The sequence below is a fragment of the Streptomyces longisporoflavus genome, assembly GCF_014649775.1.
GTDB classification, from domain to species: Bacteria; Actinomycetota; Actinomycetes; order Streptomycetales; family Streptomycetaceae; genus Streptomyces; species Streptomyces longisporoflavus.
In genome coordinates, this window is record NZ_BMTR01000004.1 from 462356 (window position 1) to 484644 (window position 22289).

The 22289-nt window shown below is 70.3% G+C and carries 21 protein-coding genes and 1 pseudogene; 9 read left to right on the plus strand and 13 right to left on the minus strand.

Annotation, left to right across the window (positions count from 1 at the left end; translation table 11 throughout):
* The first annotated feature begins 32 nt into the window (after window positions 1-32).
* The 3 genes from IE226_RS11080 to IE226_RS11090 all read left to right on the plus strand — a co-directional run bounded on the left by IE226_RS11080 (window position 33) and on the right by IE226_RS11090 (window position 1436).
* Complete coding sequence (locus tag IE226_RS11080) at window positions 33-506, plus strand: carboxymuconolactone decarboxylase family protein (RefSeq protein ID WP_190080903.1); 474 nt, start codon at window positions 33-35, stop codon at window positions 504-506.
* Window positions 507-629: 123 nt separating this feature from the next.
* Window positions 630-1175 (plus strand): YceI family protein, encoded by a 546-nt coding sequence (locus IE226_RS11085; protein ID WP_190080904.1) that lies wholly within the window; start codon window positions 630-632, stop codon window positions 1173-1175.
* Between the two features lie 12 nt (window positions 1176-1187).
* Window positions 1188-1436, plus strand: a complete 249-nt coding sequence (locus tag IE226_RS11090) for a hypothetical protein (protein ID WP_190080905.1) — start codon at window positions 1188-1190, stop codon at window positions 1434-1436.
* On the opposite strand, the gene IE226_RS11095 is transcribed toward IE226_RS11090, so the two are convergent.
* The 6 genes from IE226_RS11095 to IE226_RS11120 form a co-directional block, all read right to left on the minus strand.
* A complete protein-coding gene (locus tag IE226_RS11095; RefSeq protein WP_190080906.1) occupies window positions 1417-2433 on the minus strand; it encodes a TIGR03842 family LLM class F420-dependent oxidoreductase in 1017 nt (338 codons plus the stop codon). The genes IE226_RS11090 and IE226_RS11095 overlap by 20 nt on opposite strands.
* 15 nt (window positions 2434-2448) lie before the next feature.
* A complete protein-coding gene (hydA, locus tag IE226_RS11100) occupies window positions 2449-3852 on the minus strand; it encodes a dihydropyrimidinase (RefSeq protein ID WP_190080907.1) in 1404 nt (467 codons plus the stop codon).
* Window positions 3853-3947: 95 nt separating this feature from the next.
* On the minus strand, window positions 3948-5231 hold the full coding sequence (locus IE226_RS11105; RefSeq protein WP_190080908.1) for an aspartate aminotransferase family protein: 1284 nt from the start codon (window positions 5229-5231) through the stop codon (window positions 3948-3950).
* Window positions 5228-6070 carry a nitrilase-related carbon-nitrogen hydrolase gene (locus IE226_RS11110; RefSeq protein WP_190080909.1) on the minus strand — a complete coding sequence of 281 codons (843 nt, stop codon included), beginning with the start codon at window positions 6068-6070 and terminating at the stop codon, window positions 5228-5230. The genes IE226_RS11105 and IE226_RS11110 overlap by 4 nt, the downstream gene beginning before the upstream one ends.
* Window positions 6071-6252: 182 nt before the next feature.
* Window positions 6253-7896, minus strand: coding sequence for a hypothetical protein (locus tag IE226_RS11115; protein ID WP_308429451.1), 1644 nt, complete (start codon window positions 7894-7896; stop codon window positions 6253-6255).
* A gap of 328 nt (window positions 7897-8224) precedes the next feature.
* Complete coding sequence (locus IE226_RS11120; RefSeq protein WP_190081012.1) at window positions 8225-8806, minus strand: TetR/AcrR family transcriptional regulator; 582 nt, start codon at window positions 8804-8806, stop codon at window positions 8225-8227.
* Window positions 8807-8905: 99 nt separating this feature from the next.
* Here IE226_RS11120 and IE226_RS11125 point away from each other — a divergent pair, with 99 nt between their 5' ends.
* Together IE226_RS11125 and IE226_RS11130 are read left to right on the plus strand one after the other, a co-directional pair.
* Complete coding sequence (locus IE226_RS11125) at window positions 8906-9415, plus strand: nuclear transport factor 2 family protein (RefSeq protein ID WP_373306922.1); 510 nt, start codon at window positions 8906-8908, stop codon at window positions 9413-9415.
* Window positions 9412-10281, plus strand: a complete 870-nt coding sequence (locus IE226_RS11130) for an NmrA family NAD(P)-binding protein (protein ID WP_190080911.1) — start codon at window positions 9412-9414, stop codon at window positions 10279-10281. The genes IE226_RS11125 and IE226_RS11130 overlap by 4 nt, the downstream gene beginning before the upstream one ends.
* Before the next feature lie 12 nt (window positions 10282-10293).
* On the opposite strand, the gene IE226_RS11135 is transcribed toward IE226_RS11130, so the two are convergent.
* A complete protein-coding gene (locus IE226_RS11135; protein WP_190080912.1) occupies window positions 10294-10551 on the minus strand; it encodes a helix-turn-helix domain-containing protein in 258 nt (85 codons plus the stop codon).
* A gap of 118 nt (window positions 10552-10669) precedes the next feature.
* On the opposite strand from IE226_RS11135, the gene IE226_RS11140 reads away from it, so the two are divergent.
* Complete coding sequence (locus IE226_RS11140) at window positions 10670-12574, plus strand: WD40 repeat domain-containing protein (protein ID WP_190080913.1); 1905 nt, start codon at window positions 10670-10672, stop codon at window positions 12572-12574.
* A gap of 42 nt (window positions 12575-12616) precedes the next feature.
* Here IE226_RS11140 and ggt read toward each other — a convergent pair whose 3' ends face one another.
* Window positions 12617-14428, minus strand: coding sequence for a gamma-glutamyltransferase (gene ggt, locus IE226_RS11145; RefSeq protein ID WP_190080914.1), 1812 nt, complete (start codon window positions 14426-14428; stop codon window positions 12617-12619).
* Window positions 14429-14532: 104 nt separating this feature from the next.
* On the opposite strand from ggt, the pseudogene IE226_RS11150 reads away from it, so the two are divergent.
* The 3 genes and pseudogenes from IE226_RS11150 to IE226_RS11160 all read left to right on the plus strand — a co-directional run bounded on the left by IE226_RS11150 (window position 14533) and on the right by IE226_RS11160 (window position 18362).
* Window positions 14533-15290 (plus strand): annotated as a pseudogene (locus IE226_RS11150) (hypothetical protein).
* 156 nt (window positions 15291-15446) lie between these two features.
* The gene (locus IE226_RS11155) at window positions 15447-16637 is read left to right on the plus strand and encodes a L,D-transpeptidase (RefSeq protein ID WP_190081014.1); all 1191 of its coding nucleotides are present in this window, start codon (window positions 15447-15449) and stop codon (window positions 16635-16637) included.
* Between the two features lie 126 nt (window positions 16638-16763).
* Window positions 16764-18362, plus strand: coding sequence for a CocE/NonD family hydrolase (locus IE226_RS11160; RefSeq protein WP_190080915.1), 1599 nt, complete (start codon window positions 16764-16766; stop codon window positions 18360-18362).
* Between the two features lie 36 nt (window positions 18363-18398).
* Here the strand turns inward: IE226_RS11160 and IE226_RS11165 are convergent, their stop codons facing one another.
* The 5 genes from IE226_RS11165 to IE226_RS11185 form a co-directional block, all read right to left on the minus strand.
* Complete coding sequence (locus IE226_RS11165; protein ID WP_190080916.1) at window positions 18399-19268, minus strand: amino acid ABC transporter permease; 870 nt, start codon at window positions 19266-19268, stop codon at window positions 18399-18401.
* Window positions 19265-19909, minus strand: a complete 645-nt coding sequence (locus IE226_RS11170) for an amino acid ABC transporter permease (RefSeq protein WP_190080917.1) — start codon at window positions 19907-19909, stop codon at window positions 19265-19267. Before IE226_RS11170 ends, IE226_RS11165 begins: the two co-directional genes overlap by 4 nt.
* Window positions 19910-19918: 9 nt before the next feature.
* Entirely contained in the window at window positions 19919-20827 is a 909-nt protein-coding gene (locus IE226_RS11175; protein WP_506417419.1) for a glutamate ABC transporter substrate-binding protein, read from the minus strand.
* Window positions 20828-20840: 13 nt separating this feature from the next.
* Window positions 20841-21584, minus strand: a complete 744-nt coding sequence (locus IE226_RS11180) for an amino acid ABC transporter ATP-binding protein (protein ID WP_190080918.1) — start codon at window positions 21582-21584, stop codon at window positions 20841-20843.
* 121 nt (window positions 21585-21705) lie between these two features.
* The gene (locus tag IE226_RS11185) at window positions 21706-22146 is read right to left on the minus strand and encodes a DUF6278 family protein (protein ID WP_190080919.1); all 441 of its coding nucleotides are present in this window, start codon (window positions 22144-22146) and stop codon (window positions 21706-21708) included.
* Window positions 22147-22289: the final 143 nt, after the last annotated feature.

The following is a 22289-nucleotide window of genomic DNA, read 5'->3' on the forward strand; positions in this document are numbered from 1 at the left end:
CGGCCCGAACAGCCGCCGACAAGGAGATCACCATGAACGCCCGTTTCGACTTTCTCGCCAACCCTGTCTCGGGCAAGATCGTCAAGCATCTCGCGGCCGCGGGCAAGCCCCTCGCGGACTCGTCGCTGCCCGCCACGACGCGCGAGCTGGTCATGCTCCGCGCCAGCCAGATCAACGGCTGCGCCGGGTGCATCGACATACACACCAAGGAGGCCGCCCACTCCGGGGAGACCTCGGTACGCCTCCACCTGGTGGCCGGCTGGCGGGAGGCCACGGTCTTCACCGAGGCCGAGCGCGCCGCCCTTGAGCTGGCGGAAGAGGGCACCCGCATCGCGGACGCGGCCGGCGGGGTCCCGGACGAGGTGTGGGCGAACGCCGCCAAGCACTACGACGAGGACCAGCTCGCCGCCCTGGTGTCGGGCATCGCCCTCATCAACGCCTTCAACCGCCTCAACGTCCTCACCCAGCGCCCCGCGGGCGACTACCAGGTCGGTCAGTTCGACTGAGCAAACCCGCCGTGACGCCCTGACCGAGCACACAGCAGCCGCGACGGCCGCTCCCCGGTCCTGCGGGACCGGCCGGCCGTCGCGGCGAGCGTAAGCAACTCCAGGAAGGACCCCAAAGCCCTCATGTCAACCACGATCAGCCCCCGCGAGCTGACCGGCGACTACGTCATCGACGCCGCCCACACCCGGATCGGATTCGTCGCCCGGCACACCCTGTCCACCAGGGTGCGCGGGCAGTTCGAGGAGTTCGACGGTGACGTGCGGCTGCACGGCGACCACCCGTCGGAGTCCGCCGCACGCCTCACCATCCGCTCGGCGAGCCTCCAGACGCGGCAGCGGCAGCGCGACGACCAGCTGCGCAGCACGTTCCTGGACACGGACAAGCACCCTTCCATCACCTTCACCTCGACCGGGGTGGAGCCGGCCGGCGACACCGCCTACAAGGTCACCGGCGACCTGACCATGCGCGGTGTGGCCAAGCCGGTCACCCTGACCGTCGAGCTGACAGCGGCCGAGACGGACTCGTCGGGCGACCTGCGGGTCCAGTTCCGGGGCGGCGTCACGATCAACCGCAACGACTGGGGCGTCAACTGGAACGCCGCGACCTCGGTCCTCGTGAGCCCGAAGGTGACGCTGGAGTTCGACGTCATCGCCGTACGACTGCCCTGACGACCGGCACCGGTGCGGCGCCCATCAGTCACAGACCACGGCGACGGCCGTGCCGCACGCGGACCGGTACGGCGACACGGCCACCGCCGCAGGCTCGACTACATCTTCGTCGGCTCACCGCACGCGCATCCGGACGCCTTCGCCCGCGTGCGGAGTGCCGACCTCGTCTTCGACAAACCCGTCGACGGCCTGTGGGCCAGTGACCACTACGGGGTCGTCGCCGACCTGGAAATGGGGCTGCTCACGACAGCGCGGGGATGACAGTGCTGCCGTACCCTTCGATGACGTCCTCGCGCGCGTCGTGCATCGCGTACAGCGCGAACTGGTCCACCCCGAGGCGCTTCAGCTCCTTCATCTTCGCGATGTGCTGCTCGGCCGTGCCGATCACGCAGAAGCGGTCCACGATGTCGTCGGGGACGAAGGCCGTGTCGGGGTTGTCGGCGCGGCCGTGATGGGAGTAGTCGTAGCCCTCGCGGGCCTTGATGTACTCGGTGAGGGCCTGCGGGACCAGGTCCGAGTGTTCGCCGTACTTCGTCACCAGGTCGGCCACGTGGTTGCCGACCATGCCGCCGAACCAGCGGCACTGCTCGCGTGCGTGGGCGAGGGCGGCGGGCGAGTCGTCCCGGGTCAGATACGCGGGGGCCGCGACGCAGATCTTCACCGAGGCCGGGTCGCGGCCCGCCGCCACGGCCGCGTCCCTGACCGCCTTCACCATCGTCTCCGTCAGATAGGGGTCGGCCAGCTGGAGAATGAAGCCGTCGGCCTCCTCGCCCGCCATCTTCAGCGCCTTGGGCCCGTACGCGGCCATCCACACCGGGAGTTCGGCGTCCGGCTTGATCCAGGGGAAGCGGATGGTGGTGCCGCCCAGGTCCGCTTCCCCGCCCGACGCCAGCGAGCGGATGACCTTCATCGCCTCGCTGATCCGGGCGAGGGTGTTCGGCGTACGACCCGCCACCCGCATCGCGCTGTCGCCGCGGCCGATGCCGCACACGGTGCGGTTGCCGTACATGTCGTTGAGCGTGGCGAACGTCGAGGCGGTCACTTCCCAGGTGCGGGTGCCCGGGTTGGTGACCATCGGGCCGACGATCAGCCGGTCGGTGTGGGCCAGGATCTGGCTGTAGATGACGAAGGGTTCCTGCCACAGGACCGCCGAGTCGAAGGTCCAGCCGTAGCGGAAGCCGTTGCGTTCGGCGCGCTTCATGAGGCTGATGACCTGCGCGGCCGGCGGATCGGTCTGCAGGACGAGTCCGAAGTCCATGGTGCGTCGCCTCTCCTAGCCGAGGTACTGGGTGGTGCCGCGCGGGACGTACGCGCCGTGCCCGGCGTGTCCGGTGAACTTCCGCTGCTCGACGACCACTTCACCGCGCGAGAGGACCGTCTCCACCTGGCCCATGACGTGCTTTCCCTCGTACGCGGAGTAGTCCACGTTCATGTGGTGCGTCTCGGCGGACATGACCTGCTCGGCGGACGGGTCGTAGATGACGACGTCGGCGTCCGCGCCCGGCGCGATCGTGCCCTTCTTGCCGTACAGGCCGAACATCCGGGCCGGGCTCGCGCAGGCGATCTCGATCCAGCGGCGGCGGCTGATGTGCCCGTCGATCACGGCTTGGTGCAGGAGGTCCATGCGGTTCTCGACGCCCGGCAGACCGTTCGGGATCTTGGAGAAGTCGCCGCGGCCCAGCTCCTTCTGCCCCACGAAACAGAACGGGCAGTGGTCCGTGGAGACCACCTGGAGGTCGTTCGTGCGCAGGCCCCGCCACAGTGCGGCCTGGTGCTCGCGCGGGCGCAGCGGGGTCGAGCAGACGTACTTGGAGCCCTCGAAGTCGGGCTCCGCGAGGTTGTCCGTGGACAGGAACAGATACTGCGGGCAGGTCTCGCCGAACACCGGCAGGCCCTCGTCGCGGGCCCTGGCCAGCTCGGCCACCGCCTCCTGCGCCGACACGTGCACCACGTACACCGGGGCGCCCGCCACCTGGGCGAGCTTGATCACCCGGTGCGTGGCCTCCGCCTCCAGGAGCGACTTGCGCACCTCTCCGTGATAGCGCGGGTCCGTCTCGCCGCGCGCGAGCGCCTGCTCCACCAGGACGTCGATCGCGAGGCCGTTCTCCGCGTGGGTCATGATCAGCCCGCCGTTGACGGCGGCCCGCTGCATCGCGCGCAGGATCTGCCCGTCGTCACTGAAGAAGACGCCCGGGTAGGCGGTGAAGAGCTTGAACGAGCTGACGCCTTCCTCGATGAGGAGGTCCATCTCCTTCAGCGTCTTCTCGTTGACGTCGGAGAGGATCATGTGGAAGCCGTAGTCGATCGCGCACTTGCCGTCCGCCTTCGCGTACCAGGCGTCCAGGCCTGCCCGCAGCGCCTTGCCCTTGGTCTGCACAGCGAAGTCCACGATCGTGGTGGTGCCGCCCCAGGCCGCGGCCCGGGTGCCCGACTCGAAGTCGTCGGAGGAGAACGTGCCGCCGAAGGGGAAGTCCATGTGCGTGTGCGCGTCGACTCCGCCCGGGATCACGTACTTGTGGGAGGCGTCGATGACGCGGTCCGCGCTCCACGCCTCGGCGGCTTGTGAGCCGTGTGCGGCGAGCGCGGCGATCCGGCCGTCCTCGATCAGCACATCGGCGTGGGTCTCTTCGGCGGCGGTGATGACGAGTCCGCCGCGGATCAAGGTACGGGTGCTCATGATGGGGCGCTCCCTTTCATGCTCGTACGTCTTTGCGCGTACGTCCGCGCGTGCGTGCCGGGCGTGCGTGGCGCGCGTGCGTGCCGGGCGGTGATCTAGACGCTCTGCAGGGCCCGTTCCAGGATGGCGGCGCCTTCTTCCGCCTCCGCGACGGTCAGCGAGAGGGGCGGGGCGATACGCAGGACGCTGGTGTCGTGGCCGCCGCCCTTGCCGATCAGGAGTCCGCCCTCGCGGGCCGCCTCCAGCACGGCGGCGGCCGCCCGCGGATTGGCCTCGCCCGTCCCCGGGTCGATCAGCTCGATGCCGATCATCAGGCCCCGGCCGCGCACCTCGCGCACGACGGGCAGCTGGGCACAGATGGCGCGCATCCGCTCGATGAGCAGCCCGCCGACGCGCCGCGCGTTGCCCTGGAGGTCGTGTTCCAGGAGATACGTGAGGTTGGCGAGGCCCGCCGCCATCGTGACCGGTGAGCCGCCGAAGGTCGAGATGGAGTTGGAGTCGAGGGAGTTCATCACCTCGGCGCTCGCGACGACACCGCCGATTGACATGCCGTTGCCGATGCCCTTGGCGAAGGTGAGGATGTCCGGCGGACCGCTCGCGGCATGCGCCTGCCAGCCCCAGAAGTGGTCGCCGGTACGCCCCCAGCCGGTCTGTACCTCGTCGGAGATCCACAGCACGCCGTGTTCCCGCAGGACCTCGCGGAAGGCGGCGTAGAGCCCGTCGGGCGGCGAGGTGAAGCCGCCGACACCCTGGACGGGCTCGGCGATCAGCGCCGCCGCTCCCCCGCGCGCCTGCCCGAGCATGTCCCTGAGGTCGGCGACGCAGGCCTCGATGAACTCGGCGTCGCTCAAGGCGGCGTACGGGCCCCGGCTGCGGACGCCTCCGTGGACGTACAGCGTCTGGAGCGGCGAGAGGCTGGTCGGCGACCAGGCGTTGTTGCCGGTGATGCCGACGGCCGTGAAGGAGCGGCCGTGGTAGCTGTTGCGCATCGCCAGGATCTGGTTCGAGCGGCGGTACGAGGTGGCCAGGAGCAGGGCCGTGTCGTTGGCCTCGGTCCCCGACGTGGTGAAGAAGACGCGGGCGTCGGGGATGCCGGAGAGGCCGGCCACCCGCTCGGCGAGGTCGACCATCGGGCGGTTGAGGTAGAGCGTGGACGAGTGGATGATCCGCCCGGCCTGCTCGCTGACGGCCTTGGTGACCTCGGGCAGGGCATGGGCGGTCATGGTGGTGAGGATGCCGCCGAAGAAGTCGAGGTACTGCCTGCCGTCCGCGTCCCATACGCGGCGGCCCTCCCCGTGGGTGATCTCCAGCGGGTCGGCGTAGTAGAGGGCGAGCCACTCGGGCAGGACGGCCTTGTGGCGGGCGTGGAGGTCGTTCACGGCTGTACCAGTCCTTCGTACGCGTCGGGTCGGCGGTCCCGGTAGAACGCCCACTGCTGGCGTACTTCCTCGATCAGGCCCAAGTCCAGATCCCTGACGACCAGTTCCTCGGCCTTGTCGCTCGCGGTCTCGCCGACGAACTGTCCGCGCGGATCGACGAAGTACGACGTGCCGTAGAAGTCGTTGTCGCCGTACTCCTCGACGCCCACGCGGTTGATCGCCGCGATGAAGTACTCGTTGGCGACGGCGGCCGCGGGCTGTTCGAGCTGCCAGAGGTAGGCGGAGAGGCCGCGGGACGTGGCCGAGGGGTTGTAGACGATCTGGGCGCCGTTCAGGCCGAGCTGGCGCCAGCCCTCGGGGAAGTGCCGGTCGTAACAGATGTAGACGCCGACCTTGCCGACCGCCGTGTCGAAGACGGGCCAGCCCGCGTTGCCGGGCTTGAAGTAGTACTTCTCCCAGAAGCCCTTGACCTGCGGAATGTGGTGCTTGCGGTACTTGCCGAGATACGAGCCGTCGGAGTCGATCACGGCGGCGGTGTTGAAGTAGAACCCGGACTGCTCGACCTCGAAGACCGGGACGACGACGACCATGCCGGTCTCGCGTGCGAGTTCCCGCATCCGCGTGACCGTGGGCCCGTCCGGCACAGATTCGGCCCAGCGGTAGTGCTCGGGCTCCTGCACCTGGCAGAAGTAGGGGGCGTTGAACACTTCCTGGAAGCCGATGATCTTCGCACCCTGGCGGGCCGCCTCGCGGGCGTGCTCCTCGTGCTTGGCAATCATGGATTCGGTGTCGCCTGTCCAGGTTGCCTGGACCAGTGCGGCGCGTACGACATTGGCCATGAGCTGCTCCTTCGACGGGACGTCAGAGAGCTTCTACGCCCGTAGACTTGGTGCGTAGAGCCAAAAACGTAAGCCTCGTCGCCGGGCTGGGCAAGACCATCGCCGTTAACCGGCGCAGTCGATCATGTTTCGCACCCGTGCGGGCGAGAAACGGACGCGAACGCACAAACCAAACAGTCGCGTCAGGCACTGAATCCGGCAACCCGCAACGCGTGCACCAGATCCCAGTGGCACTCCTCCGAGACACCCCGGGCGGTCTCCAGGAGCAGCGGTATGAGGCGGTAGGGGTCCAGGTGCGCGCAGCCGGCCGCGTCCTCTGCGGTACGGACGCGGAGATAGGCGTCGAGCAGGGCGCGGGCCTCGCGCTCGCGGCCCGCGTCGATCAGGGCGAGCACCGCTTCCGCGATCTCCGAAGCGGGCCGGGACACGCCCTGGCGCAACAGCTTGCGGCAGTCTTCGGCGCGGCCCGCTCCGGCCAGGGCGTCGGCCAGCGCGACAAGGGGCTCGGGCGGCAGCGACGCGGCCTCCCAGAGCAGCGTCGACCAGTCGGCGCCGAGCCCCGCGCGGTGCAGCTCGCCGGCGAGCGCGGGCAGACGGGCCGCGGGCCAGCCCGCCGCCTCGACGAGCACACCGTGCGCCTCGCCGCTGCGGCCTTCGCCGCGCAGCTTGATCAGGGCGGCGACGGCATCGGCGGTGGCGCGGTCGGCCTCGCGGCCCGGCGCGACGGCGTCGCGGCCCGTGGCCGCGGGCGGTTGCGGGGGCGGCTCCGGCAGGGCGGTGCCGTTGGCCGCTGCCGCGCCGTCGTCAGGAGCGGAGGAGCCAGCGAAGCGGGCGCCTCGGAGGCGGCGCGGGCGGCGTGACGTGTTGTCGCGGGCCTTGCGGCCCTGCTTGGGGGCGCGGGCGGTCGGGGCGCCGGGGTCCGGCACGGGCGCGGAGCCGAAGCCGGTCGCGTCGAAGGAGTCGAAGTCGGCCGAGTCGATGCCGGAGTCGATACCTGAATCGGAGTCGGCCACCGGGTGAGCGTGGGCGTGCGTGTCGGCGTCGACGGGGAGCGTGCGGGAGTCGGCCGGCGACGCGCTCCCGTCGGCCGGGAAGCTGCCGAACTCCGGTGCGCGGAGGCCGGGTTCCGGGGCGGGTCCGTCGAGTTCGAGTTCCCCCGCGGCGGCCCCGGACCCCGCTGCGGTCCGGGCCCCGAAGCCGGCAGTCGGCGCCCCCGGGTCAAGGGCGGCGGGGCCGTCGATCCCGCCGAAACCACCGGAACCGCCGAAGCCGCCAGTGTCGCCGACCCCGCCGAAGCCACCGGAACCGTCGAAAGCCTCGGCCCCCGCGTCCGCCACCAGCCTCCCGCCGAAACCGACCGGCACCTGCCCCTCGGAGCCGCCGTCCGTCCGCCCCGCGAAGTCGTCCGCCTCCTCCCCCGCGAAGTCGTCCGAAACCGGCGTCCCGAAGTCGACCCACTGGGGGCGGTCGGCCCGGTCCAACCGCTCGATGCGCTGCCGGAGTTCCGCACACCGGGCGGTCGCCCGCTCATGGTCGTCGCGGACCCAGGCCAGATCGCGGTTGAGCCGCTCCACCTCGTCGGGCGTCGCCGCGGTTTCGAGCGAGCGGGCCAGTTCCGCCTGCCGCTCCACGGCGAACCGCTGCTCGGTGAGCATCATGTCGAGGCGCTCGCCGAGCAGATCGCGACCGCCGGGCCGCGCGTCGTACGCGTTCAGGGAGGCGCTGTGCAGCTCCCGCGCCAGGCCCGTCTCCCGCTCGGCGGCCTGCGTCCCGTACCCCGCGGCCAGATCGTGCAGCAGCGCCTCCACCACGTCCCAGGGGGGCACTTCCGCACCGTCCAGGCAGGCCTGCATACCCTCGGGGTCACGGGACCAGAACACCCCGCACCACCCGGCGCCCGAATCCAGCTGCGCCAGGAGAATCCTCAGGTACTTCGCGAACTCCCTTACCTGATCTGGGAGTTGTCCTCTAGCCATCCGAGCAAGCACCGCCCAACGGAGCCTGGATTCTTCCGGCTCGGAAGATAACAGTACTTGCGTTACGGGACGACTACACGCAGTTTCCCGCCCGACACGAAACGCCTCACGCCTCGCCTCACGCCTCGCCTCACGCCTCGCGTCACACCTCGCCTCACACCTCGCCCCACTCCTCGCCTCACGCGCCGCCGGCGAGGACGGACGCACACAGCCGCCGCAGCCCCGCGTGCAACTGCGCCGGGCTCGCGCCCTGGCCGGTCAGATGCTCGACCAGGTCACTGCGGACGGCGGCGAGCAGCGCGTGGGCGAGGTAGTCGGCACCCTCGCGCCCGTGTGCGCCGACCAGCATTCCGGCGACTTCGGAGTGCCACAGGTCGTAGGCCGGGTTGAGGTACGGACTCCCGGCGCCCGCCCGCTCCAGGGCGAGCATCAGGGCGCGCTGGTTCAGCTTGAGGTCGAGGAGCGCGGCCATCAGCGCGGGCAGCCGCTCGGCCGCCGGCGCCCCCGGACCCAGGGGCGGCGGCCCGTCCACGACTTGCTCGCGCAGCTGCCGCGTCTCTTCGGCGACCAGCGCCCCGATCAGGCCGACGCGGTCGGAGAAGTGCCGGAAGACCGTGCCCTTGCCGGCTCCGGCGGCCTGCGCGACGTCGGCCATCTTGACGCTGTCGGGGTCCGCCGCCTCCTTGAACAGCCGGGCGGCGGCGGCCAGCAGCGCGGCCCTGTTGCGGACCGAGTCGGCTCTCTCCTTGCGGGCGGCGATGGTTCCTCCTCGAAGAGCGGGACGTGCGGACCCCCAGCATAAGTCGACCCGGGGTCCGGTACTTGTAAACGGACCCCGGGTCAGGTTAACGTCGCCGCCATGACGCCACAGCACACAGAAGCCGGCATTCCACGCGACCAGCCCGACATGTCACGCCACCACCCCGATACGCACCCCTCGGCGACCGACGTGTTCGCCCGCTCCCTCGACCTCCTCCTCGCCAAGGACATCGACGGCTGGGTCGGCCTCTGGGCGCCGGACGGCGTCTTCGAGTTCCCCTTCGCGCTTCCCGGCGCCCCGCACCGCCTCGTCGGCCGCGAGGCCGTGCGCGACTACATGGCCGACTACCCCGACCACATCGACCTGCGGAGCTTCGAGGATCTGACCGTGCACCGCACCGACGACCCCGCGACCATCGTCGCGGAACTGCGCGGCACCGGCCGGGCGGTCAGCACGGGGCGCCCCTTCGACATGCCGTACATCCAGGTCGTGACCGTCCACGACGGGCGGATCACGCGCTTTCGCGACTACTGGAACGGCGCGCTGGCCGCCGACGCCTTCGACGGCGGGATACCCGTGGGCGCCACCCGCCCCGGAGAGGCCCGATGACCATGCGCTTTCTGATCACCGGGGGCACGGGCAACACGGGCAGCCGCGTGGCGAAGGCCCTGGCCGGCGAAGACACCTCCGGGCGGCAGGGCGCGACCGTACGCATCGCAAGCCGCACCCCGGCACCGGGCACCCGCCAGGTCCGCTTCGACTGGGCCGACGCGGCAACCCACGCCCCCGCCCTCACCGGCGTGGACGGCGTCTATCTGGTGCCGCCCGTCGGCGACGCCGAGCCCGCCCGGCTGATGGTGCCGTTCCTGGAGCGCGCCCTGGCCGCGGGCGTGCGCCGCTTCGTGCTGCTGAGCTCCTCCGCCATCGCCGAGGGCGGCCCGGGAGTCGGCGAGGTCCACCGGGCACTGCGCGAACTGGCCCCGGAATGGGCGGTGTTGCGGCCCTCGTGGTTCATGCAGAACTTCGTCGCGCCGGGCCATCTCCACGGCGAGAGCATCCGCACCGCGGACGAGATCGTGACGGCCACCGGGCCGGGGCGGGTGGCGTTCGTCGACGCGGACGACATTGCCGCGGTCGCCGTACGGGCCCTGACGGATGAACGGCCGCACAACGCGGCGCACCTCATCACGGGGCCGCAGGCGCTGAGCTACGCGGACATCGCGGAGGCGGTCTCCGGGGTTTCGGGGCGCGATGTCCGCCATCGCTCCGTCTCCGTGGCGGTATTTCGCGAACGGCTCGTCACCGCGGGGATTCCGGAGGCGTTCGCCCGCCTGCTCGCGGCCATGGACGACAGCATCGCCCATGGCTCCGAGGACCGCGTGGACCCCGCCGTCGAGCGCGTCACCGGCCGGGCGCCCCGCAGCTTCGCGGACTTCGCCGCACGGCACGCCGCCGCCTGGACTCCGGCGCCCTGAGGCGGACAGCTCTCACGCGGGAGCGGGCATCAGGACGCACGCCCGGGCCACCTCGTCCAGCGAGAGCCCCAGCGTCAAGGCCAGCGCGGACACGGTGAAGAACGCGGGCGTCGGCGCCCGCCCGGTCTCGATCTTGCGCAGCGTCTCCGCGGAGAGCCCGGCACTCGCGGCCACCTCCACCATGCTCCGCTCGCCGCGCGCCGCACGCAGCAGCCGGCCGAGTTGCTCGCCGCGCTCGCGCTCTTCCTGGGTCAGAGGGGTCCGCACCATGGGGCCACTGTAATCCAATGACCCCCAGAAACCCATTCTCATACCGGTATAGTTATTGGCCCGGCATTGTGACGCCGTGAAGACATAAGTCCACGAAGATCATCCGTACGATGCACCGGTGACACACGAGATCATCGATTACGGACAGTTCGCGGACCGCCTCCGGCGTCAACAGGGGCGCCCCCGCTGGTCGTTGCTCGACGAGGTGCAGCGGGAGTGGGGATACGTGGATCCGGGCGGCGAGCCCGGCCACTCCCGCTGGGGCGGCGAGAACAAGAAGCACGGCATCGACTGGGACCTGCCGATCCCCCTGGCGCTCAACGAATGGTGGGACTCCCCGCTCAATTCCTTCGCCTTCGATCCGCGCCTGTACTGGGTCCACACACAGTGGCCGCCCACGATCTCCGAGTTCACGGCGGACCCGGCCGGCGGGCTCGTCGGTCCCGGTGACGACCCGCGCGTGTGCGTCTTCATGTCCGAGTACCACTACGCCCACGAGTGGGGCTATCTCGCCGCCGACGCCGGGCTCGCCGATCCGCGGGTCCTCGTCAGCGTGGGTGGCGAGTGGGTGGTGCAGAGCCGTTCCCTCTCCGAGTTCCTGATGCAGCTCGCCTTCGAGCGGATGCCCGCCCACTACGGCTGGACGATGCGGCTCGGCCGCGGCACCGTCGACGCCGACCCCGGGATCGTGCGCCGGCTGGAGTCCTCGTACCGCGAACTGGGCCTGCTGCCCTGGCAGGAGTCGGGCACCGACGCGCTCTCGTACGGCGCCCCGGACGCGGTCATACGCCACGGCCGCGGTCCCGGGGCCGACTTCAAGATCGTGATCAACGCCCGAACCCGCGAGGCGCTGCTCGATGTCGCCCGGACGCTGGGCGTCGAGTGGACGGACAAGGACATCCGCCCGCCGTCCGAAGTGCCCGCACCCCCGGAGGACCTGGGCCCCGTCTCCCTCCGCGCGGGTGACGCCGACCCGCGCGGCCGGTGGACGGTCCTCACCCGTGAGTACCCGCAGCCGCCCTCCGTCGCAGGGGCGGCTGCCGCGCTCGTCGAAGCGCCCGGCGCCCTCACGGCAGTGGCCTCCCTGCACGGACCGACCCTGCTCGTCGCGGGGGACGCGGAAGGCTCCGTGCACGTCCGCGAGACGGACGACGAGGACCCGGAGACCATCACCCTCTCCCTGCACCGCGCCCCGGTGACCTCCGTGACCTGCATGGAGCTCGCGAGCGGCACCCGTGTGGTCCTGAGCGGCGACGCGCACGGCGTGATCCGCTACTGGTCGACGCGCCGCAAGCCGATGCGCGCGCCGTTCGCCCGCAGGAGCACTCCGGTCGTCTCTCTCGCCGCCGCGGTCCTGCCCACCGGGCCCGCGCTCGCCGCGGCCTGGGCGGACGGCCTGGTGCGCGTCTGGGACCTGGCGTCCGACGCGGTGGCCGACCTCCGCCTCGGCACCGGCATCAAGTTCCTGGGCCTCGACGCCGACGGCACAGACGGCACAGGTAGCACAGACGGCACCCACAACACCCACGGCATCCTGCGCGTCACCGACGCGGACTCCACCGCCGCGCTCCGCCTCGACCTGGCCGCGCTGTGGCCGCACCGGGACCTCCGGCGGCGCCTGGAGAGCGTCGACTGGGGATCCCTGTGGACCGCGCGCGGCCCCGGCCACCAGGTCCCCGAGCTGATCGGCAAGGTGGCGTCGGACGACAAGAAGACGGCCATGGACGCGGTCCACGACCTGTACCGCCTCCTCGTCTCCAAGGAGGCGGCGTCGACCGCGGCGGTCCCCGCCATCCCGTTCCTGGTCGAGCTGATGACGGACCCGGACAACCGCGCCCGCAGCACGCTGCTCCTCCTGATCGCGGACCTGGCGGACGTCCACCAGGCCCGCGGCGGCCGGGGCGACGCCCAACTGGCCGCGGTGCGCGAGGCATTGCCCGCGCTGCGTCATCTGCACGATGACCCCGAGGGGCCGATCCGCTGGGCGGCCAACGAGCTGGAGCAGAACTGCGCGGCCCGCTGAACACGCCGGGCCGGGCGGGCCGCACGGCCCGCCCGGCCTTCCCTACTGCGGTCGCACCACCATCGCCGAGCCGCCGCCCCGGCGCACCTTCTCCGCCGCGGCGAGCCACTTCCCGCCCGGCAGCCGCTGCACTCCGGTGGCCGCGCCGATCTCGGGGTTCTGCTTGAAGGAGTGCCCGATCGCCTCCAGTTCGGCCCGCAGCGAGCTGTCCCAGAGGCCCGGCTCCAGCTCGGTCTGCGCGGCGTTGCGCTGGCTGGCGCGCGGCGCGGCGATCGCGTCGACGAGCGGAAGACCCCGGTCGACGAAGCCGGTCAGGGTCTGCAGCACGGTGGTGATGATCGTCGCGCCGCCCGGTGAGCCGAGCGCGACCAGCGGCTTCCCCTTCTCCAGGACGATCGTCGGCGAGATCGAGGACCGGGGCCGCTTCCCCGGACCCGGCAGGTTCGGGTCGTGCACGGCCGGGTCGGCGGGCGCGAAGGAGAAGTCGGTCAGTTCGTTGTTGAGCAGGAAACCGCGTCCGGGCACGGTGATGCCGCTGCCGCCCGTCGACTCGATGGTCAGGGTGTAGGCGACGACGTTGCCCCACTTGTCGGCGGCCGTGAGGTGCGTCGTGTTCTCCCCTTCGTACGTGGTCGGGGCGGCCTTGTCGCCGGACTCGCAGGCGGCCGGGTCGCGCGGGTCGCCCGGCGCGAGGGGGCTCTTGAGGACCGCGTCGTCGCGGATCAGGCACTCCCGCGAGTCGGCGAACTTCTGCGAGAGCAGTTCCTTCGTCGGTACGTCCTCGAAAGCGGGGTCGCCCACCCAGCGCCCGCGGTCGGCGAACGCGACACGGCTCGCCTCGATGTACCGGTGCAGGTACTTCTTCTTCGAGGCCTTCGACAGGTCGGTCCGCTCCAGGATGTTGAGCGCCTCGCCGACGGTCGTGCCGCCGGAGGACGAGGGAGCCATCGAGTAGACGTCGAGCCCGCGGTAGGAGGTCTTCGTCGGCGCCTGCCGCTTCACCGCGTAGGCCTTGAGGTCCTTCGCGGACAGGTCGCCGGGCCTGGCCACCCGCTCCGACGCCGGGTCCACCGGCGGCTTGTTCACGGTCCGTACGACGTCCTTGCCGATGCCGCCGCGGTACATCGCCCCGACGCCCTCGCGCCCCAGCTCCTCGTACGTCCGCGCGAGGTCGGGGTTCTTGAACGTGGAGCCGACCACGGGCAGCTCGCCGCCGGGCAGGAAGAGCTTCGCCGAGTCCGGGAAGTCGGCGAACCGCTCCTGGTTCGACGCGGTCTGCGAGCGGAAGGTGCCGTCCACGGTGAACCCGTCGCGCGCGAGCCGCTCGGCGGGCTTCAGGAGCGTGCCGAGCCGCTTGCTGCCCCACTTGTCGAGTGCGGACTGCCAGGTCGCGGGGGTGCCGGGCGTGCCCACGCCCAGGCCGCTGGTGACGGCGTCCGCGAAGGGGATGGGTTTGCCGTTCTCCAGGAAGAGGCCGGAGTCGGCGGTACGCGGGGCCGTCTCGCGGCCGTCGATCGTGCTCACCTTGCGGGACTTGGCGTCGTAGTGGACGAAGTAGCCGCCGCCTCCCACACCCGCCGAGTAGGGCTCGGTCACGCCGAGGGCCGCCGCCGTGGCGACCGCCGCGTCCACCGCGTTGCCGCCCTTCCTCAGGACCTCGATCCCGGCGGCGGACGCGTCCGCGTCGACGCTGGAGACAGCGCCGCCGTAACCGACGGCCAGCGGTGTCTTCTCCGGAGCCGTCGAGGCAGGTTCAGCCGGGCGCGCGGACGAAGGGGGCACGGCAGCCCCGACCGACACCAACACCCCTCCGACCGCCAATAGCGTCAGATTCCGTACGACAGCACGACGCATTCGTACCTCCAGTCAACAGCCGTCCGCGCAGCGTAACTTCGGTTCCCCCGCCACGTCAGGACCGCCTCGAACACCGGTCCTAAAGACCGCTAGCATGCGCCCCCATGACTGAAGACGTGCGCAATATCGTCCTCGGCCTGATCGCGGCCGGCCTCGGTGCCGTGCTGGGCTGGCTCGCCCGTACCTACCTCTGGCGGCGCAAGCTCCGCCGCAAGCAGGCCTTCTTCGGGCTGCCCGACAACTCCGAGTCGCTGCTCGTGGTGAACCGCGAGGCCGGCGGGCCCGATCTCACCGTCGTACGCCACGACGTGTCCGCGCTCCTCGAACTCTCCGCGCTGATCAAGGGCTGCGGCGCGCACGCCCAGCTCGTCGCGCACGACGCCGCGCAGCAGAGCTTCGGCGAACGCACCGAGTTCTGCGTCGGCTCCCCCACGGTCAACCGCCGCATGGCCGCGCACATGCACTCCCTGCTGCCGGGCGTCCGCGTCAACACCGATCCGGAGCCGGGCCCGGACCGCGGGGCGTTCCAGATCGGCAGCGAGCGCTACCGCATGGAGGGCGGCATCACGGAGTACGTGATCCTCGCGCGGCTCACCGCGGGCAGGAACAGGAGGCGAGACCCGTCTTCGTCTTCTGCGGCCAGCGCGCGATCACCAACCAGGCGGCGACCCGCTATCTCGCCCGGCACCACGAGCGCCTCGCCCGCAAGCACGGCTCCAACACGTTCGTCCTGCTTCTGAAGGTCGTCAACTCCCAGGCGTACGGTCCCGACGTCGTCGAGCTCGTCGGGGACGTCACCCGCGCCGCTCAGGCCCCTGCCCCGGCGCCCGCTCCGAGCCGCGCATCCCATCGCGCGAAGTGACCGGCACATCACCGCGCGCCGAACGTCCGCATCCGGCTCATAACCCGCCTCTGTGACCCAGTCGGGAATTTCGGGGCAAGAGGCAACCCAACGGGACCTTTGACCCTCTCACCGTGCGGTTCCACATTCGCACGGAGGTACGTTCCCTTGAGGCCCCTGAGCTCGCCGAGTCACCGCCAGTCCATACGCCCCCGCCGCACCGGGGCCGCGGTCACGGTCGCGGGCCTGGCGACGCTCGCCGCCGCGCTGACCGCCTGCTCGGGCGGCACCTCCGCGGCCGCCGACACGAAAGCCGACAAGCCAGACATATCCGTCAACTTGCAGGGCAAGCAGGCCAAGGCGGGCTCCCCGGTCGAGGTGAAGCTGGCCGAGGGCAAGCTGAAGCAGGTCACGGTCACCGACGGCAAGGGCGCGAAGCTCTCCGGCGAGGTCGCCGCGAACGGCACCACCTGGACCTCGGACCGCAAGGCGGCGCCCGGCACCTCGTACAAGGTGAAGGCGGTGACCGACGAGGGCGGCAGTGCGCGGGCCTCCTTCAGGACGGCCGCCCCGGAGCACGTGAACAAACTCTCCCTGGCGCCCGGCAAGGACACCACGGTCGGCGTCGCGCAGCCCCTGTCCGTCGTCTTCGACCACCCGGTGAAGAACAAGGCCGAGGTCGAGAAGCACCTGAAGGTGACGACCTCGAACGACACCACCGGCTCCTGGGGCTGGATCAAGAACCACGACGGCAAGGACCGCGTCGACTGGCGCCCGAAGAGCTACTGGAAGTCCGGCACGAAGGTGAAGCTGGACGCCGAGCTCAACGGCGTCGACTCGGGCGCGGACGGCGGCTGGTTCGTCCGCGACTACGCGACCGGCTTCACGGTCGGCAGGAGCCAGCAGGTCAAGGTCGACCTCGACAGCAAGCGGGCGACGCTCGTGCGCGACGGGCAGAGCGTGAAGACCGTCCCGATGTCGGCGGGCACGCCCGGCGGCGACAAGGCGTCCTGGGGCGGCACGTCCGTCCTGATGGCGAAGGAGGGCACGATCAACATGCGCTCCGAGACGGTCGGCCTCGGCGACGCCTACGACAAGATGGTCGACAACTCGATGCGGCTGACCTGGTCGGGCATGTACGCGCACGCGGCGCCCTGGAACGCCGCGTACTTCGGCAACACGAACCACAGCTCGGGCTGCATCGGCATGAGCGACGCCGACGCCTCCTGGCTGTACGGCCAGGTCCGGGTCGGCGACCCGTTCGAGGTCTCCGGCAGCGGCTCGAAGGGCGTCCCCGAGCCGGGCAACGGCTACGGCGAGTGGAACATCTCGTGGGCCGACTGGCAGACGAAGAGCGCGCTGAACTGAGAGCCGCCCCCCGGAGGTCAATCCCTCAACAATCGTTACCGGTGCGTAACTTACCGACGGGTTACCACCGGTAAGCACCCGAGGTTACCGTCGGGTCACTTTGCTTGCACGAGTAAGGAGTGACCCGTGGGACAACCGCGCAAGGCTCTGCGTACGACCACCGTGGGCGCCGTGTCGGCGACTCTCGTCGCCGGCGCCGCCTTCGGCCTCGCCCCGGCCGCCCAAGCGGCCCCCGCGGCCGCTCCGCGGGCGGCGGCCGGCTCGGCGGACGTCCGCTTCGTCGACATCCCCGGCGACGGCGGCACGATCCTCAAGGCCAACGTCTTCACCCCGAAGGGCGCGAAGGCGGGCGGCAAGTACCCGGCGATCGTGCTGCCCACCAGCTGGGCCATGCCGCAGATCGAGTACGTCGCGCAGGCCCAGAAGCTCGCGAACTCCGGCTACGTCGTGGTCAGTTACAACTCGCGCGGCTTCTGGCAGTCCGGCGGCGAGATCGAGACCGGCGGCCCCGAGGACATCGCGGACGCCTCCAAGGTCATCGACTGGACCCTGGAGAACACCCCGGCCGACCCCGGGAAGATCGGCATGGGCGGCGTCTCGTACGGCGCGGGCATCAGCCTGCTCGCGGCCGGGCACGACAAGCGGATCAAGGCCGTCGCCGCGCTGAGCGGCTGGGGCGATCTGATCGATTCGATCTACAGCGGGCGCACCCAGCACCAGCAGGCCGCCGGACTGCTCGGCGGCGCCGGTGTCCTCACGGGCCGGCCGAGCCCCGAACTCCGGCAGACGCTGAAGGACTTCCTCGGGTCCAACCTGGACAAGGAGGACGAGATGATCGCGTGGGGCGCCAAGCGCTCCCCCGCGACCTACATCGACCGGATCAACGAGAACGGCGCGGCCGTCATGCTGGGCAACGCCTGGGGCGACACCATCTTCCCGCCCAACCAGTACGCCGAGTTCTACGAGCGGTTGACGGGCCCCAAGCGCCTGGAGTTCCGGCCCGGCGACCACGCGACCTCCGAGCTGACCGGCCTGCTCGGGCTGCCCAACGACACCTGGACCTCCACCCAGCGCTGGTTCGACCGCTACCTCAAGGGCGAGAAGAACGGCGTCGACACCGAGCAGCCCGTCCGGATCAAGTCCCGCTCTACGGGCGACTACGAGGGCTACCCCGACTGGAAGTCCGTCGGGGCGACGCAGAAGAAGATCGACCTGGCGGGTTCCACGACGATCCGCGCGAACGTCGACTCGGGCGCCAACGGCGGCACCGTGCTGCTCTCAAACGCCCTCGACCAGTTCCTCAAGACCCCGCCGGTGGCCTCGATGCCGCTGCTTCCGCGGCGCTACGCGGGCGTCTGGCAGTCCGAGAAGTACGACAGGGCCCAGCGGGTGCGCGGGACGGCGAAGCTGCACACCACGCTCACCAGTACCAAGGAGAGCGGCACCCTCGTCGCGTACCTGTACGACGTGGGCCCGCTCGGCCTCGGCAAGCTGGTCAGCAACGCGCCTTACACCTTCCACGGCAAGACCCCCGGCCGGCCGTTCGGCGTGGACCTGGAGTTGTTCTCCACGGCCTACGACGTCCCGGCAGGACACAGGCTCGCCCTGGTGGTCGACACGGTCGACCCGCTCTACATCGAGCACAACCCGTCCGGCGCGCAGCTGACCTTCTCCTCGCCCGCGTCCGACCCGTCATACGTGTCGGTCCCGCTGCGCGAGAAGTGATCACCGGCTGCTGCCGGGTGGGCCTGGCCCCTGTAACTACTGCCTGCCCGGCAGCAGCGTCCCTGGTTCGGCCGATGCCACGTCCGCGGCCTCGGTCTTGGGATTGCGCCGCTGTCGCTTGGACACCCACTGGGCGAACCACGAGAGCAGCATGCACATCCCGATGTAGATCGGCGAGATCACCAGAACCACGGGGATGAAAGGTAGATCGTAGTCGAGGTTCGACGCGATCAGTTTCCCGGCATGGAGGAACTCCTCATAGGTGATCAGATAGCCGAGCGAGGTGTCCTTGAGCGCGACCACCAACTGGCTGATGATGGCGGGCAGCATGGCGCGCACGGCCTGCGGTACGAGGACGTGCGTCATCACCTGTGTCTTGCGCATCCCGAGCGCGTACGCCGCCTCCCGCTGGCCGCGCTCCACGGAGTTCACGCCCGAGCGGAAGACCTCGGCGAGCACCGAGCCGTTGTAGAGCGTGAGCCCGGTGACCAGGGCCGGCAGCGGCTGCACCTTCAGCGCCACGAAGACGAAGAAGATCATGACCAGGACCGGCATCGCGCGGAAGAACTCCACGAGGAGCGTGGCCACCCAGCGCACCGGCTTGTGCTCGGAGAGCCGCCCCATGGCGAGCAGGCAGCCGAGCGCGAGTGCGAGCACCGCCGAGATGGCGAAGGCCTTGAGGGTGTTCCCCAGGCCCTTCAGGAGGAGTTCCTGGATGCCCTTGTACTCGAAGGGCGTCCACTTCGCCGCGGTGAACTGGTCGGTGTCGAAGAGGAGATAAACGAGCCAGCCGACCAGGGCGAGCAGGACCAGGGTGGAGAGCAGCCCGTAGAGCTTGTGTCTGCGCTCGGTCTTCGGGCCCGGTACGTCGTAGAGGGCGGTGGATTCGTGGGAGAGGGCTTTCATCGGGCGACTCCCCAGCGCTTCTCGAGAACATTGAAGACGGCGCTGATGGCGAGGGTGATGATCAGGTAGCCGACGGCGATCCAGACGAACGTCCAGATGATGTTGTAGCCGAGCTCACTGAGCGTCTTGTACGTGCCGAGCAGTTCGGTGACGCTGAACGCGCCCGCGATGGCCGAGTTCTTGGCGAGGGCGATGAGGGTGGAGCCGACCGGCGGGATGACCGACCGGAAGGCCTGCGGGAGCACCACCGTGGACAGGGTCTGCCCGAAGGTCATCCCCAGACTGCGGGCCGCCTCGCCCTGGCCCCTGGGGACGGTGTTGATGCCCGAGCGCAGTGCCTCGCAGATGAAGGCGGAGGTGTAGCAGCCGAGCGCGATGACGGCGAACACCTTGAAGGGCAGGACGAGTCCGAAGCGCGGGAGCCCGAGCAGCACCGCGAAGAAGAGCAGCGTGAGCGGGGTGTTGCGCAGGACCGTCACCCAGGCGGTGCCGAACGCCCGGAAGGAGCCGACCGGTGCCACCCGGAAGGACGCCATGACGAACCCGAGCACGAGGGCCAGGATCGAGGCGTAGACGGTGAGTTCGACGGTCCCGACGAACCCCTTGCCGAAGGTGGAGAAGTTGTCTGTCAGTACGTCCACGACGCCTCCTCAGCTCGCCGGGTAGCGGTCGATGGCGGGCGGCTCCGGCGCCGGGACCCCGGAGAGTCCGAGCGTGGCGTCGTACGCCTTCTTCCAGTCGCCGTTCTTCTCCCGGGCGGCGAGCGCGTCGTCGACGGCGAACCGCAGGGCGGTGTCGTTCTTGGGCACGCCGATGCCGTAGGGCTCCTCGGAGAACGGCTTGCCGACCACCTTGAGCTCGTCGGGCACCTTGGCCGCGTACCCGATGAGGATCGCGTCGTCGGTGGTGACGGCGTCGACCTGGTAGGTCAGGAGGTTGTCGACGCAGACGGAGTACGTGTCGTACGCGACGAGTGTCGCCTTGGGGTAGTCCTTCTGGATGCGCTGGTAGGGGGTGGACCCGGCCGCCGAGCAGACCTTCTTGCCGGCCAGGTCCCGCGGCCCGTTGATGTCGTCCTCGTCGGAGCGCACGAGCAGGCCCTGGCCCGCCATGTAGTAGGGGCCGCCGAAGCCGACGAGCTTCTTGCGGAGGTCGTTGATGGTGTAGGTGCCGACGTAGTAGTCGATCTGCCCGTTCTGCAGGGCGGTCTCGCGGTTCGCCGACGCGATCGTCTTGAACGTGATCGCCTTCGGGTCGAAGCCGAGCGAGGCCGCGATCATCTTGGCGATCTCGATGTCGAAGCCGGAGTACGCCCCGGTGGCGGGGTTCTTCTCGCCGAGGAACGGCTGGTCCTCCTTGGCCCCGACGACGAGACGGCCGCGCCTCTCGGCTTTCTTCCAGGTGCCGGACGCCGGCAGCCGGAATCCCTTGGCCACCTCGTACTCGGGCAGTTCGTCGGGCTGCGGCCCCTTCACCGGGGGGCTGCCCTCCTTGCCGCAGGCGGTCGCGGCACACGCGGCGAGGACGAGCGCCGCGAGCAGACGTGTCGTACGCATCATGCCTGGCCCCCCGTCAGTGCTTGAGGATCTTGGAGAGGAAGTCCTTGGCCCGGTCGCTCTCCGGGTTGCCGAAGAAGTCCTCGGGGGCCCGGTCCTCGACGATGCGGCCGTCGGCCATGAAGACGACGCGGTTGGCGGCCGAGCGGGCGAAGCCCATCTCGTGGGTGACGACGACCATCGTCATGCCGTCGCGGGCGAGGCCCTGCATGACCTCGAGCACCTCGTTGATCATCTCGGGGTCGAGGGCGGAGGTCGGCTCGTCGAAGAGCATCACCTTGGGCTCCATGGCGAGCGCGCGTGCGATGGCCACGCGCTGCTGCTGGCCGCCCGAGAGCTGTGCCGGGTACTTGTCGGCCTGTGTCGCGAGGCCCACCCGGTCCAGGAGTTCGCGGGAGCGCCGCTCGGCGTCGTCCTTCTTGCGGCCCCGCACCTTGACCGGCGCGAGGGAGACGTTCTGCAGCACCGTCTTGTGCGCGAAGAGGTTGAAGGACTGGAACACCATGCCGACGTCGGCGCGGAGCGTGGCCAGTGCCCTGCCCTCTTCGGGAAGCGGCTGCCCGTCCAGAGCGATGGCTCCGGACTGGATCGTCTCGAGACGGTTGATCGTCCTGCAGAGCGTGGATTTCCCCGACCCTGACGGGCCGATGACCACGACCACCTCCCCCTTGCCGACGGTGAGGTTGATGTCCTGTAGGACATGCAACTTCCCGTAGTACTTGTTCACATCACGCAGCTCGATCAGCGGATCGACGGCCATGCCCTGCCCTGCCCACTCTCGGCGGTGTCGGTCCGCGCAAACTATCCACGTGAAAACGGGACTTATTGGACGACACGCACTTACGGGCATTAACCGTATTTGTAGTTACATCGAACCGCGGCTACGCCTCGGAGGCCTCCGCGAAGACCTGGGACAGCTCGGGAGCACCGTGCACCGCCCAGTCGAGACCCGCCTCCACCACCTGGATTTCGCGCCCCGACGCGAGCCGAACGACGGGGCTGCCCGCGGGCCAGACGTGCCAGGTGGCACCGGGCACCGTACGGACGATGACCGAACCGAGGTACAGGCCCGCGTCGTTGCCGAGCCACGGAAGGAGTTCGGGGTCGTCGCGCCAGCGCGGCAGGAGTTGGTCGAGAGCGATCAACGAGGCCGGGGCGTCGTCGAGTTCGAGACCGGCGGTGGCGGCCTGGGAGCGAAGCAGCTCGCATTCGGCGAGGAGTTCGGCGACGCCCGCCGGGTCCTCGTCGAACGCCGAGGCGAGTACGGAGCCGGGGGCGGCGGACTCCTGCCGGCGCCGCCTGCCGAAGAAGGAGATGTTCATGATCGGCCTCTCCGATGGATGTCAACGCCCCAAGAATGTATCTTGCATCAGTTGATCACGGAATGATGCGAATCGCGCCGCGCGGCCTGCGGGGGGCGGACGCCGGGGAGCAGTCCCGGGCCGTGACCGTACGGCATCCCGGC